Source organism: Streptomyces microflavus (genome assembly GCF_014650075.1).
Lineage (GTDB): Bacteria > Actinomycetota > Actinomycetes > Streptomycetales > Streptomycetaceae > Streptomyces > Streptomyces microflavus.
On the sequence record NZ_BMUG01000013.1, the window covers coordinates 17,564 to 31,432 of the forward strand.

Below are 13,869 nucleotides of genomic sequence, written 5' to 3' on the forward strand. Positions count from 1 at the left end.
TGGTCGGTCGGAGCTTCGCTCGAATGGGTGATCCGTTTCACGCTGGGCGAGAGCCGGACTGCGCCACGTGGTGGGGTCGATAGCATCAAGCACCGGCCCGGAGAAGCGTCCGCCTCTCCCCACCGCCGGTCGACTCCGCCGGAGGTGCCCATGAGTGCAGAGGCCGCCGATCCCGCCGCTGTGCCCCGCAGGCGGAGCCTGCCCAGGATCGATCTGCGCAGACTGGGCCGGGTGGCGCTGCTCGGCCCGGTTTCCCGCGACCGGCTGCCCGACGCCATCGGCCATGTCGCCGACGCGCACCGGGCCCACCATCCCGACGCCGACCTGGGCATCCTCCACCGCGCCTACGTCCTCGCGGAGTCCTCGCACCGGGGCCAGATGCGCAAGAGCGGCGAGCCGTACATCACGCACCCGCTGGCCGTCACCCTGATCCTGGCCGAGCTCGGAGCCGAGACCACCACCCTGACCGCCTCCCTTCTCCACGACACCGTCGAGGACACCGAGGTGACCCTCGATCAGGTGCGGGACCAGTTCGGCGAGGAGGTCTGCTATCTCGTCGACGGCGTCACCAAACTGGAGAAGGTCGACTACGGCGCCGCCGCCGAGCCGGAGACCTTCCGCAAGATGCTCGTCGCCACCGGCAACGACGTCCGGGTCATGTCGATCAAACTGGCCGACCGGCTGCACAACATGCGCACCCTCACCGTGATGCGCCCCGAGAAGCAGGCCAGGATCGCCAAGGTCACCCGGGACGTCCTCATCCCGCTGGCCGAACGGCTCGGCGTACAGGCGCTCAAGACCGAGCTCGAAGACCTGGTCTTCGCGATCCTGGACCCCGAGGAGTACGCGGACACCCGCGCCCTCATCGCGTCCGCCGCCGGCGAGGAGGACCCTCTGGGCGCCATCGCCGACTGCGTCCGGGCCACCCTGCGGGAAGCGGGCATCAGCGCCGAAGTCCTCATCAGGCCCCGCCACTTCGTCTCCGTGCACCGGGTCCGCAGGAAACGCGGCGAACTGCGCCCCACCGACTTCGGCCGACTGCTCGTCCTGGTCGGCGAGGACGCCGACTGCTACGCCGTCCTCGGTGAGCTGCACACCTGCTTCACCCCGGTGATCTCCGAGTTCAAGGACTTCATCGCCGCCCCCAAGTTCAACCTGTACCAGTCGCTGCACACCGCCGTCGTCGGCCCCGAGGGCGCCGTCGCCGAAGTCCTCATCCGTACGCACCGGATGCACAAGGTCGCCGAGGCGGGCGTCGTCGCCCTGGGCAACCCGTACGCCCCTGACGCGACCACCGCCCACGACGGCGCCGCCCAGCAGACCGAACCGTCCGACGAGCGCGCCGACCCGACCCGGCCGGGCTGGCTCTCCCGGCTGCTGGACTGGCAGGAGTCCGCCACCGACCCCGACACCTTCTGGACCACGCTCCGCGCCGACCTCGCCCAGGACCGCGAGATCACCGTGTTCCGCACCGACGGCGGCACCCTCGGCCTGCCCGCCGGGGCCAGCTGTATCGACGCCGCCTACGCCCAGCACGGGGAGCGGGCGCACGCCTGCATCGGAGCACGCGTCAACGGCCGCCTCGCCACCCTCTCCACCCAGCTCAGCGACGGGGACACCGTGCAGCTGCTGCTCGCCCAGGACACCGCCTCCGGCCCGTCCCCCGAGTGGCTCGACCACGCCCGTACCCCCGCGGCCCGCATCGCGATCACCGGCTGGCTCTCCGCCCACCCCGACGCCCCGGGCCCGGAGGCCGGGGGAGCCGACGGCCGTACGGAGCCTGCGGCCGACAACCCGCAGTCCGCCGCACCCGCCCGCACCCGGTCCGGCGTGCGCGCCGCCAACGTCGTCGTGGACGGCCCCGAGAGCCCCGTCCGCCTGGCCGGCTGCTGTACGCCGGTGCCCCCGGACGAGGTGGTCGGCATCGTGGTCCGGGGCGGCGCCGTCACCGTGCACCGCCAGGAGTGTCCCGCCGTCGCCCGGATGCGGGAGATCGGCCGCGCCCCCGTCGCCGCCCGCTGGCGCGACGAGGACGGCTGGAGCGACCCCGCTGCCTGCCGGGTCACGCTCGTCGCCGAGTCCTTCGGGCGCCCCCGGCTCCTCGCCGACCTCACCGAAGCGATCGCCACGGCCGACGCGGCGATCGTCTCCGCCACCGTCGAACCGCCCAGCGAACAGCGCGTCCGGCACACCTACACCCTTCAGCTCCCCGACGCCGCCGGGCTGCCCGCCCTGATGCGCGCCATGCGCGAGGTCGCCGGGGTCTACGACGTCAGCCGCGCCCAGCACCCGGCGGCCACCGGCTGAGCACCGCCCCGGGGAGGCCGCCTCGTTCGGGTGGTGCGGCGCGCGGCACCACCGGGAGAGCGCCCGGCGCTGATAGCGGTAGTCCATGCCGCACCTCTCCCGCCGCCTGCGGGCCGCCCTCCTGGCCACCGCGTCGCTCACCCTCGTCGCCGCCGCCCTGCCCGCACCCGAGCCCCTCGGCATCGGTGACCGGCTCTTCCCCGAGCTGGGCAACCCCGGCTACGACGTCCTCACGTACGACATCGCTTTCACCTACCACGGCAGCAACACCAAGCCCCTGGACGCCGTCACCAAGATCAGGGCCCGAACCACCGCACCGCTGGACCGCATCAACCTCGACTTCGCCCGGGGCACCGTCCAGGGCGTCGAGGTCAACGGGCTGGCCGCCGACTTCGGGAGCAAGAACGAGGACCTGGTCGTCCAGGCCCCCCGCCGCCTCCCCGAAGGCGCGCCCCTGAACATCACGGTCCACCACACCAGCGACCCGGCCGGAACCGCGGGCAACGGCGGCTGGATCCGAACCGCCGACGGCCTCGCCATGGCCAACCAGGCCGACGCCGCCCACCGGGTCTTCCCCAGCAACGACCACCCCTCGGACAAGGCGCACTTCACCTTCCGCATCACCGCGCCCAAGGACCTCACGGCCGTCGCCAACGGACTGCCCGCCGGCCGGACCCGTAACGGCGCCACGACCACCTGGACCTACCGCACCCAGCACCCCATGGCCACCGAGCTCGCCCAGGTCTCCATCGGCCGGTCCGCCGTCCACCACCACACAGGACCGCACGGACTCCCGCTGCGCGACGTCGTCCCGGCCGCCGACCGCGAGAAGCTGGAGCCCTGGCTGAAGAAGACGCCCGCCCAGCTGGAGTGGATGGAGCGGCGGGTCGGCCGCTACCCCTTCGAGACGTACGGAGTCCTCGTCGCCGACAGCCGCATCGGCTTCGCACTGGAGACCCAGACCATCTCGCTCTTCGGCAGGTCCCTCTTCACCGAGCCCGCCTACCCCGAGTGGTACGTCGACTCCGTCATGGTCCACGAACTGGCCCACCAGTGGTTCGGCAACAGCGTCACGCCCGCCTCCTGGTCCGACCTCTGGCTCAACGAAGGTCACGCCAGCTGGTACGAGGCCCTGTACGCCGAGGAGAACGGCGGAGGGACGCTGGAGCGCCGGATGCGCGAGGCGTACAAGCTCTCCGACGGCTGGCGGGCGAACGGCGGCCCGCCCGCGCACCCGGACGGCCCGGCCGAGGGGGAGAAGCTCTCCCTGTTCCGGCCCGTCGTCTACGACGGCAGCGCCCTGGTGCTCTACGCCCTCCGCCAGGAGATCGGCGCGGCCGCCTTCGACCGGCTGCAGCGCGCCTGGGTCCGGATCCACCGGGACGGTACGGCGACCACCGCGGACTTCGTCCGGCTGGCGTCCGGCATCGGGGGACGCGACCTGACGGCCTTCTTCGACGGCTGGCTGTACGGGAAGAAGACACCGCCGATGCCCGGACACCCCGACTGGAGTGCGGCCGAGCCCGCTGTCACCCCCTGAAGCCTGGGGAAAACCCCAGTGACGGGCCCGGCGGGGCCGTGCCACTATCGACACGTCGGCACGGCGGAGAGCACCGGAAACCCCTGGCGGGCACGGCCGGGAATCATCCGGACACATCACACGTTGTGACTGGCGTAAAGACTTCTATCGACGTAAGGATCCAATGACCTCCTCTTCTTCCCTTCCCCAGGACGCGCAGGACGCGCAGAGCGCCACGGAGAACACCCCCGAGAGCCTCACCGAGAGCCTTCGGGCCGACGCCCTGATGGAAGAGGACGTCGCCTGGAGCCAGGAGATCGACGGAGCGCGCGACGGCGACCAGCTGGACCGCTCCGAGCGTGCCGCCCTGCGGCGCGTCGCCGGTCTCTCCACGGAGCTCGAGGACGTCACCGAGGTCGAGTACCGACAGCTGCGCCTGGAGCGCGTCGTGCTGGTCGGTGTCTGGACCTCGGGGACGGTGCGCGACGCGGAGATCTCCCTCGCGGAGCTCGCCGCACTCGCCGAGACGGCGGGCGCACAAGTGCTCGACGCGGTGTACCAGCGGCGCGACAAGCCCGACCCGGCGACCTACATCGGGTCCGGCAAGGCGCTGCAGCTGCGGGACATCGTCCTCGAATCCGGGGCCGACACCGTCGTCTGCGACGGTGAGCTCAGCCCGGGCCAGCTGATCCACCTGGAAGACGTCGTCAAGGTGAAGGTGGTCGACCGGACCGCCCTCATCCTCGACATCTTCGCCCAGCACGCCAAGTCCCGGGAGGGCAAGGCGCAGGTCTCGCTGGCACAGATGCAGTACATGCTGCCGAGGCTGCGCGGCTGGGGTCAGTCGCTCTCCCGTCAGATGGGTGGCGCCGGTTCCGGCGGCGGTGGCGGCATGGCCACGCGTGGTCCCGGTGAGACCAAGATCGAGACGGACCGGCGGCGGATCCGCGAGAAGATGGCGAAGATGCGCCGGGAGATCGCGGAGATGAAGACCGGCCGCGAGATCAAGCGGCAGGAGCGCAAGCGCAACAAGGTGCCCTCCGTCGCCATCGCCGGATACACCAACGCGGGCAAGTCCTCGCTGCTCAACCGCCTCACCGGAGCCGGTGTCCTGGTGGAGAACGCCCTGTTCGCCACCCTGGACCCGACCGTGCGCCGGGCCGAGACACCGAGCGGCCGCATCTACACCCTCGCCGACACCGTCGGGTTCGTACGGCACCTGCCGCACCACCTCGTCGAGGCGTTCCGCTCCACGATGGAGGAGGTCGGCGAGTCCGATCTCATCCTGCACGTGGTGGACGGCTCCCACCCGGTGCCGGAGGAGCAGCTCGCCGCGGTGCGCGAGGTCATCCGGGACGTCGGCGCGGTCAATGTGCGCGAGATCGTCGTGATCAACAAGGCGGACGCGGCGGACCCGCTGGTCCTCCAGCGGCTCCTGCGCAACGAGAAGTACGCGATCGCGGTCTCGGCCCGGACCGGTGCCGGAATCGACGAGCTGCTCGCGCTCATCGACGACGAGCTGCCGCGCCCGTCCGTCGAGATCGAGGTGCTCGTGCCGTACATCCAGGGGGCCCTGGTCTCCCGGGTGCACGCCGAGGGTGAGGTCCTCTCCGAGGAGCACACCGCCGACGGCACCCTGCTCAAGGCCCAGGTCCACGAGGAACTGGCAGCGGAGCTGGGGACGTTCGTCCCCGCCGCGCACTGATCACCGCACGGCGCAGGCCGTGAACGACGATGCCCGACCGGGACCCCCGGTCGGGCATCGTCGTTCACGGTGCCTCGTTCACGGGGTCACTACGCACCGTCGCCCGCCGTGCCGGAGCCGCCCCCGGCGTTCCCGTACCCCGGGGGCACGAAACACGCGGTCACGGTCTTGCCGTCCCGCTGCGCATGGTGCTGCCAGCTGTCGGCCAGCGCGTCGACGATGGCCATACCCCGGCCGCCGAGTGCGCCGGGGCCGGCGTCGCGCGGAGCGGGCGGCTGCGGGCTGGAGTCGTGGACACTCACATGCAGGCACGCGCTGTCCCAGGTCAGAACGAGCTGGGCGTCGCTGTGGGCGTGCCTGTGCGCGTTGGTGATGAGCTCGGAGACGGCGATGAGCACCGAATCCACGGTGTCGGGCGCCTTCTCGGCCCACTCCAGTGATTCGAGGTGCTCCCGCGCCCAGTGCCGCCCCGCCCGCACTCCTTGGGAGATGGGGAAGGACTGCGCCCAGCCCACCGCCCTCATCGTGGAATCGGTCATCGCCATGCCTCTCGGTCGTGGCCGTACGGGATCCGGCGCCCGGTTGCCTTCCGTGTACCCGCCGGAACGCGGAACACCGTCCCGCCGGAGGGCGGGACGGTGTTCCGGAGCTCTCGGCCGGGCGCGGAGCGCTGGTGGCCCTACTGACCCGCGTACTTCTCGCTGACCGCACGGTAGACGCCCTCGGCCTCCTTGCCGAGCCGGGGGCCGGCCAGCCAGCCCGCCGAGATCGGGCCGATCGAGGTGTTCGAGACCAGGGCGGGCTTGCCGTCCTGGCCGGCCGCGACCCAGCCGCCGCCGGACGAACCACCGGTCATCGTGCAGCCGATGCGGTACATCGTCGGCTCGTCCTGGCGGACCGAAAGACGGCCCGGCCTGTCCTGGCACCGGAACAGCTTCTGGCCGTCGAACGGCGGCGCGGCCGGGTAGCCGACGGCCGTCATGGACGCGATCTGCGGTACGGCGGGAGCGTTGAACTCGACCGGCAGTGCCGAACCGACCGTCTCCTCCAGCGACTTGCCCGTCGAGCCCTTCTCCGGCGCCACGTGCAGCACCGCGAAGTCGTACGGGGCGCCCTGCCCGCCGGTCGACGCACCCTCGGCGATCCACTGCTCGGAGGTCTGGGCCCACCGGCCCCACCACACCCCGTAAGGAGCGACCTTCTCCTTGGGCGCGGTGTCCAGCTCCGCCGGCGAGAGGCCGTCGTTGTTGTACGACGGGACGAAGGCGATGTTGCGGTACCAGCCGCCCTCCTTGCCCGCGTGCACACAGTGCCCGGCGGTCCACACCATGTTGGACTTGCCGGGGTTCGCCGGGTCCTTCACCACGGTCGCGGAACAGACCATCGAGCCCTTGGGGCCGTCGAAGACCAGCTTCCCGGCCTCCGGGGCCCTGTCGTGGTACGGCGTCGCCACCCCGGCCGCCCGGACGGGCGCGGGCGTCGGGTCCGTCACGCCGTCGTCACCGGAGATGTCGTTGTCGACCGGGTTCTCCGGGGGCTTGTCGGCCTCCCGCATCCGCTCCGGGTCCCAGAGGCCTTCGATGACCGGGTTGACGAAGTCCTTGGCCTCACGCAGCCACTTGTCCTTGTCCCAGTTCTTCCACTCGCCGTCCCGCCACTTGTCCGGATCGATCCCGTGCTCCTTGAGCCGGTTCTTGAGATCGTCCGGGATGACGACCTTGCCGTCGGACGACGGGTCGGCCGAGGCGCTGGGCGTCGTACCGCCCGCGTTGTCCTCCTCCGGACCGCAGGCGGTGGCGGTGAGCGCCAGGACGGCGACGGCCGCCGTCGCGGCGAGCACGCCGGAGGGCATGCGCCGTACGCGCCTGCCGCGGCGCGCGGTGTCGGTCGGGCGAATGGGTCGCATCTGGTGATCCCCCTGGGACTTCGTCACTCGGTACTCCGTGCAGCTTTCGGACACTTCGGGGCCGTAGGACAGCTGTTTCCGGCCCTCTGTGCGGCCCCCACTATGCCGGTGCCGATGGGGACGGCACGCGGCAGGTCCACGGTTCCGTCTCCGCAAGGATGTTCCGATTTACCCGTGATCCCTTGCGGCCGGCGTCGTTGGTACGTACGGGGGACACCGGGACAGCGTTCACCCCCGCACTCCGTCCGCGCGAAAACGTATCGACGTGCAACGCAACTGTTACCGCAGGAGGATCAAGAGCCGTGTCCGTGACCGAACCCGCTCCGGTGGTACCGCCCCCCGCGCACGAGGGCATCCTCCGCCGCCAGTCGCTGCGCGAGTCGGCCGCCCGTACCTACGCGCGGTCCCTGCCGATCGTCCCGGTCAGGGCGCGCGGGCTCACCATCGAGGGCGCGGACGGACGGCGCTATCTGGACTGTCTGTCGGGCGCGGGCACCCTGGCGCTCGGCCACAACCACCCCGTCGTCCTCGAAGCCATCCGCAAGGTCATCGACTCCGGAGCACCCCTGCACGTCCTCGACCTCGCGACCCCGGTCAAGGACGCCTTCACCACCGAGCTGTTCGCCACCCTGCCGCGCGAGTTCGCCGACAACGCCCGCATCCAGTTCTGCGGCCCCGCCGGTACGGACGCAGTCGAGGCCGCGTTCAAGCTGGTCCGCGCCGCGACCGGGCGCGAGGGCCTGCTGACCTTCACCGGTGCGTACCACGGCATGACCGCCGGGGCGCTGGAGGCCTCCGGCGGCGCCCGGGACGTGCGGGTGACCCGGCTGCCCTTCCCGCAGGACTACCGCTGCCCGTTCGGGGTCGGCGGCGAGCGCGGCGCCGCCCTCGGCGCGCGGTGGACGGAACACCTGCTGGACGACGAGAAGGGCGGGGTCCCGGCTCCGGCGGGCATGATCGTGGAGCCGGTCCAGGGCGAGGGCGGGGTCAACCCCGCCCCGGACGCCTGGCTGCGCAGGATGCGCGAGATCACCCGGGCCCGCGGTATCCCGCTGATCGCCGACGAGGTGCAGACCGGCGTCGGCAGGACCGGTGCCTTCTGGGCGGTCGAGCACAGCGGAATCGTGCCGGACGTCATGGTCCTCTCCAAGGCGATCGGCGGTTCCCTCCCCCTCGCGGTGATCGTCTACCGCTCTGAGCTGGACCTCTGGCAGCCTGGCGCCCACGCGGGTACGTTTCGTGGCAACCAGCTCGCCATGGCGGCGGGCGCGGCCACCCTCGCGTACGTCCGGGAGAACGGGCTGGCGGAGCGTGCGGCGGCGTTGGGCGCCCGAATGCTCGACAGCCTGCGGAAGTTGCGGGCGGACCATCCGGGGATCGGCGACGTACGGGGGCGCGGACTGATGATCGGCCTGGAGCTGGTGGACCCCGAAGCCGCGCCCCTGCCGGCCGAGGCCGACGACCACGCCCCGGCCCCGCCACCGGACCCGGCCCTCGCCCGCGCCGTCCAGCAGGAGTGCCTGGACCGCGGCCTCATCGTCGAACTGGGCGGCCGGCAGAGCGCCGTGGTCCGCCTCCTGCCCCCTCTCACCCTCACCGACGAACAGGCGAGCGCCGTCGTCGACCGGCTGGCCGACGCGCTGGCAGCCGCGGAGCGTTCGCCGCACCGCAGGGCCGCCGTCGGGCTGACCACCTGATCCCCGGAACCACACAAGGAAGACCGCCGTGAACCCCACCCCCGCGTCCGAGGCCGACGGCCCCGGCACCCCCCAGCACCGAGGGCAGGACGGACCGGCCGCCCCCGGCACGGTCGAGGCGACGACGACCGTGCCCCGTCAGAAAGCTCCGTACGAGGGCGACTTGGACACTTCCTACGGGCAGGACCTGTTGAGCCGACAGGACTCTCCGGACCGCCAGGACCCCTTGGACCACCCGGACCCGCTGCGGGCCGCCGACGCCGCGGGCACGGAGAGCCTCCTGCGGTGCTGGACCCGGGAGAACGACCTGCCCCGCCCCGAAGGCGACACCCTGCGCGTCGACTTCCCCGCCACCGGCACCGCCCTCCTCGTCCCCGTGCACTACTGGTCCGCCACCGGAGCCCACCGCTTCGGCGCCCCGGTCCTCGAAGGCGCCCCCGAGAAGGCCCCGCCCGCCGACGCCGTCACCGTCGCCGTCCTCATCGGCCGGGAAGCCGACCGCAACGGCTCCGCCGACCTGGTCGCCAGGGTCGCCGACTCCGTACGCCACACCGCGGGCTTCGTCGAACAGCGGCGGCGCAGCCCCGCCGACCCGGCCGACGCCGACCTCTTCCTCACCGCCGAACAGTCCCTCCTCCTCGGCCACCCGCTCCACCCCACCCCCAAGAGCCGCGAAGGGCTCTCCGAGGCGGAGTCCCGGCGCTACTCCCCGGAGCTCCACGGCTCCTTCCCGCTCCACTGGTTCGCGGTGGACCGTTCGCTGACCGCCACCGACTCCGCCTGGAGCGACGGCGGCACGGCGTCCGCCGAGGAGCTCATCGCCCCGCACCGCGAGGGACTGCGCCTGCCGCCCGGCACCGCCGCCCTTCCGCTGCACCCCTGGCAGGCCGCCGACCTGCTGAGCCGTCCGCAGGTCGCGGCCCTCCAGGAGACCGGCCTGCTGCACGACCTCGGCCCGCACGGCGAGCACTGGCACCCCACCTCTTCCATCCGCACCGTGCACCGCCCGGGCGCCCGGGTGATGCTCAAGCTCTCCCTCGGCGTACGCATCACCAACTCCCGCCGCGAGAACCTCCGCAAGGAGCTGCACCGCGGCGTCGAGGTCCACCGCCTCCTCTCCACCGGACTGGCCGAGCGCTGGCAACGGGAGCACCCCGGGTTCGACATCGTCCGCGACCCCGCCTGGCTCGCCGTCGACGACCCCGAGGGCACCCCCGTCACCGGCCTCGACGTGATGCTCCGCCAGAACCCCTTCGGCCCGGGCGACGACGCCGTCTGCATCGCCGGACTCACCGCACAACGCCCCCGGCCCGGGCAGCCCCTGATGCGCTCCCGGCTCGCCGAGGCCGTCGCCGCCCTGGCCGCACGGACCGGCCGCCCGGCCGCGGACATCTCCGCCGAGTGGTTCCGCCGCTACCTGGACCGCGTCGTACGCCCCGTCCTCTGGCTCGACGCCCACGCCGGGGTCGCCCTCGAAGCCCACCAGCAGAACACCCTGGTCCTCCTCGACCCGGACGGCTGGCCGGTCGGCGGACGCTACCGGGACAATCAGGGCTACTACTTCCGCGACTCCCGCCGCGACGAACTGGAACAGCGGCTTCCGGGCATCGGCGCTATCAGCGACACGTTCGTCTCCGACCCGGTCACCGACGAGCGGTTCGCCTACTACCTGGGCATCAACAACGTCCTCGGCCTCATCGGCGCGTTCGGCGCCCAGCGCCTCGCCGACGAACAGGACCTCCTCACCGTCCTCCGTCACTTCCTCACCGAGACCGCGGAACTGGGCTCGCCCCTGCCCGCGTATCTCCTGGAACACCGCCAACTGCGCTGCAAGGCGAACCTGCTGACCCGGCTGCACGGACTCGACGAGCTGGTCGGCCCGGTCGACACCCAGTCCGTCTACGTCTCCATCGCCAACCCGCTGCACGCCTGAGGGACCCGGCCGCCACCGCGCCGGCCACCCGCTCCAGAGAGGAGAGTGTCACCGTGCCTCCCGCCGACGCGCCCGCGGAATCCGACGCGGCGCCTCCGGAACCGGCCCATGTGCCCGGCGACCAGGGAGCCACCGCCGCGCCCTCCGCCACCGGCACCGAGGACACCCTCGACCTGAAGCTCACCGAGGAGCTCCTGGCCCTCATCGGCGAGGACCGCGAAAGGGCCGCGGCGACAGGGCGCGGCCCTGCCGGTGAACTGCTCGGTGACCCGGCCACCTGGCCCGCTGCTACCACCGAGGCCGGGGTGTTCCAGCTGGTTCCGGTGGTCCCGGAGCGCGACCTCGCCGTCCTCAGCCGCTGGATGAACGACCCGGCGGTCGCCGCCTTCTGGGAGCTCGCCGGACCCGAATCCGTCACCGCGGACCACCTGAAGCCCCAGCTCGACGGGGACGGACGCTCCATCCCCTGTCTCGGCGTGCTCGACGGAACCCCCATGAGCTACTGGGAGATCTACCGCGCCGACCTGGACCCGCTGGCCCGCCACTATCCCGCCCGCCTCCACGACACCGGGATCCACCTCCTCATCGGGGGCGTGAACAACCGGGGGAGGGGCGTGGGCACCACCCTGCTGCGCGCCGTCGCCGACCTCGTCCTGGACAACCTGCCGCGGTGCGGCCGGGTTGTCGCCGAGCCGGATCTGCGTAACACCCCGTCCGTATCGGCATTCCTGAGCGCCGGATTCCGCTTCTCCGCAGAAGTGGACCTCCCCGACAAACGTGCCGCCCTCATGATCCGCGACCGAACGTACCGTGATCACCTGTGAACATCGCTCCGCACCGTCCACACCGCTCGAACCCCATCGGTTCCACCCGGAGGAGTCCCCGTGCCGACATATCCCGCGAGCCATGATTCAGTCGAGCCCCACCCTCTGCTCAACCCCCCGGAGCTGAACCGGCAGGTCTGGGACCGGGCCGCGGCGCGGCTGCTCGCCAAGATGCTCGGCGAGTTCGCGTACGAGGAGATCATCGAGCCCGAACGGCAGCCCGGCGACGGCCGCCTCTACGCGCTCCCGCTCGACGACGGGACCGAGCTCCGCTTCTCGGCCCGCCGGGGCGTCTACGGCAGCTGGCGCGTCGACCCCGACTCCGTCGTGACGGTCCACCGGCCCGTGAGCGCGCTCTCCAACGGCTCGCCCTCGCCCGGCGGTTCACCCTCGTACAACGCGTCCTCCAACGGTTCGTCCGAGGGGACCCGGCCGTTCCGCGACCCGCTGCGGTTCCTCGCCCGCGCCGGCGGCCTCCTCGGACTCGACGGCGCCACCCTCGGCCACCTCATCCGCGAGCTGACCCACACGCTCTCCGCCGACGCCCGGCTCGACCACACCGCCCTCACCGCCGCCCGGCTCGCCGACGTCGGCTACGCGGAGCTCGAAGGACACCAGACCGGTCACCCCTGGCTGGTCGCGAGCAAGGGGCGGCTCGGCTTCTCCGCCGCCGACACGGCCCGCTTCACCCCCGAGACCCGCAGCCCCCTCCAGCTGCCGTGGATCGCCGTGAGCACCCGTATCGCGCAGTACCGGGGCGTGGGCCGCCTCACCACCCCCGAGCAGCTCTACGACGAGGAGCTCGACCCCTCCGTCCGCGCCTCGTTCGCCGCCGAACTGCACACCCGGGGGCTCGACCCCGCGAGCTATCTCTACCTCCCCGTACACCCCTGGCAGTGGGACGAATGGATCGTTCCGCTCTTCGCCCCCGCCATCGCCGACGGGGACATCGTGGCGCTGCACAGCGACGGTGACACCCGCCTTCCGCAGCAGTCCGTCCGCACGTTCGCCAATGTGGGACGCCCCGACCGGCACACGGTGAAGCTGCCGCTCTCGATCCTCAACACCCTGGTCTGGCGCGGCCTGCCGACCGAGCGGACCCTCGCCGCCCCCGCCGTCACCGCCTGGGTCCAGGGCCTGGCCGAGGCCGATCCGTTCCTGCGCGACACCTGCCGGGTCATCCTCCTCGGCGAGGTCGCCTCCGTCGCCGTGGAACATCCGCTGTACGACCACCTCCCCGAAGCGCCCTACCAGTACAAGGAGATCCTCGGCGCGATCTGGCGGGAGCCCCTGCCGCCCCGCCTGGCACCGGGTGAACGCGCCCGCACGCTCGCCTCCCTCCTCCATACGGATCCGGCGGGCCGCGCGTTCACCGCCGAACTCGTCGAGCGCTCCGGTCTCGCCCCGGCCGCCTGGCTCACCCGCCTCTTCGCCGCCCTGCTGCCGCCTCTCCTGCACTTCCTCTACCGCTACGGCACGGTGTTCTCCCCGCACGGCGAGAACGCCATCGTGGTCTTCGACGAGAACGACGTGCCCGTACGCCTCGCGATCAAGGACTTCGTCGACGACGTCAACGTCAGCGCCCACCGGCTGCCGGAGCACGACACCATGCCCGACGAGGTGCGCACGGTGCTCCTGACCGAGGAGCCGTCCTTCCTCACCCAGTTCATCCACTCCGGACTCTTCGTCGGCGTCTTCCGCTACCTGTCCCCGCTCTGCGAGGAGCAGCTGGGAGTGAGCGAGGACGAGTTCTGGTCACTCGTCCGGGCGGAGATCGTCCGCCACCACGCCCGCTTCCCGGAGCTCAAGGAGCGGTTCGAGCTGTTCGACATGCTCACCCCCGAGATCGAACGGCTCTGTCTCAACCGCAACCGGCTGCACGTCGACGGCTACCGCGACCGCTCCAGCCGCCCGCACGCGGCGATCCACGGCACGGTCCCCAACCCGCTGCACCCCTCCGCCCGGATCCAGGAGTGAT

At 72.0% G+C, this 13,869-nt stretch carries 9 protein-coding genes; 7 read left to right on the plus strand and 2 right to left on the minus strand.

Translation table 11 applies throughout. From position 1 onward, the window contains the following. Nucleotides 1-150: 150 nt before the first annotated feature. The 3 genes from IE264_RS31920 (at nucleotide 151) to hflX (ending at nucleotide 5,531) form a co-directional block, all read left to right on the plus strand. A complete protein-coding gene (locus IE264_RS31920) occupies nucleotides 151-2,307 on the plus strand; it encodes a RelA/SpoT family protein (RefSeq protein ID WP_032757102.1) in 2,157 nt (718 codons plus the stop codon). An 85-nt stretch (nucleotides 2,308-2,392) separates the two neighbouring features. Continuing rightward, entirely contained in the window at nucleotides 2,393-3,847 is a 1,455-nt protein-coding gene (locus IE264_RS31925; RefSeq protein ID WP_032757103.1) for a M1 family metallopeptidase, read from the plus strand. A 163-nt stretch (nucleotides 3,848-4,010) separates the two neighbouring features. Beyond that, the gene (hflX, locus tag IE264_RS31930; RefSeq protein ID WP_015611898.1) at nucleotides 4,011-5,531 is read left to right on the plus strand and encodes a GTPase HflX; all 1,521 of its coding nucleotides are present in this window, start codon (nucleotides 4,011-4,013) and stop codon (nucleotides 5,529-5,531) included. Nucleotides 5,532-5,620: 89 nt separating this feature from the next. On the opposite strand, the gene IE264_RS31935 is transcribed toward hflX, so the two are convergent. Both IE264_RS31935 and IE264_RS31940 read right to left on the minus strand, forming a co-directional pair. Beyond that, complete coding sequence (locus tag IE264_RS31935) at nucleotides 5,621-6,070, minus strand: ATP-binding protein (protein ID WP_190167741.1); 450 nt, start codon at nucleotides 6,068-6,070, stop codon at nucleotides 5,621-5,623. Between the two features lie 140 nt (nucleotides 6,071-6,210). Next, nucleotides 6,211-7,383 carry a trypsin-like serine peptidase gene (locus IE264_RS31940; RefSeq protein WP_031125832.1) on the minus strand — a complete coding sequence of 391 codons (1,173 nt, stop codon included), beginning with the start codon at nucleotides 7,381-7,383 and terminating at the stop codon, nucleotides 6,211-6,213. A 356-nt stretch (nucleotides 7,384-7,739) separates the two neighbouring features. On the opposite strand from IE264_RS31940, the gene IE264_RS31945 reads away from it, so the two are divergent. The 4 genes from IE264_RS31945 to IE264_RS31960 are packed head-to-tail and all read left to right on the plus strand — an operon-like array spanning nucleotide 7,740 to nucleotide 13,868. Then, complete coding sequence (locus tag IE264_RS31945) at nucleotides 7,740-9,134, plus strand: diaminobutyrate--2-oxoglutarate transaminase family protein (protein ID WP_015611901.1); 1,395 nt, start codon at nucleotides 7,740-7,742, stop codon at nucleotides 9,132-9,134. 28 nt (nucleotides 9,135-9,162) lie between these two features. Further along, nucleotides 9,163-11,067 (plus strand): IucA/IucC family protein, encoded by a 1,905-nt coding sequence (locus IE264_RS31950; protein ID WP_032757104.1) that lies wholly within the window; start codon nucleotides 9,163-9,165, stop codon nucleotides 11,065-11,067. A gap of 53 nt (nucleotides 11,068-11,120) precedes the next feature. Continuing rightward, entirely contained in the window at nucleotides 11,121-11,891 is a 771-nt protein-coding gene (locus tag IE264_RS31955) for a GNAT family N-acetyltransferase (protein ID WP_015611903.1), read from the plus strand. 60 nt (nucleotides 11,892-11,951) lie between these two features. Beyond that, nucleotides 11,952-13,868 (plus strand): IucA/IucC family protein, encoded by a 1,917-nt coding sequence (locus tag IE264_RS31960; protein ID WP_032757105.1) that lies wholly within the window; start codon nucleotides 11,952-11,954, stop codon nucleotides 13,866-13,868. Nucleotide 13,869: the final 1 nt, after the last annotated feature.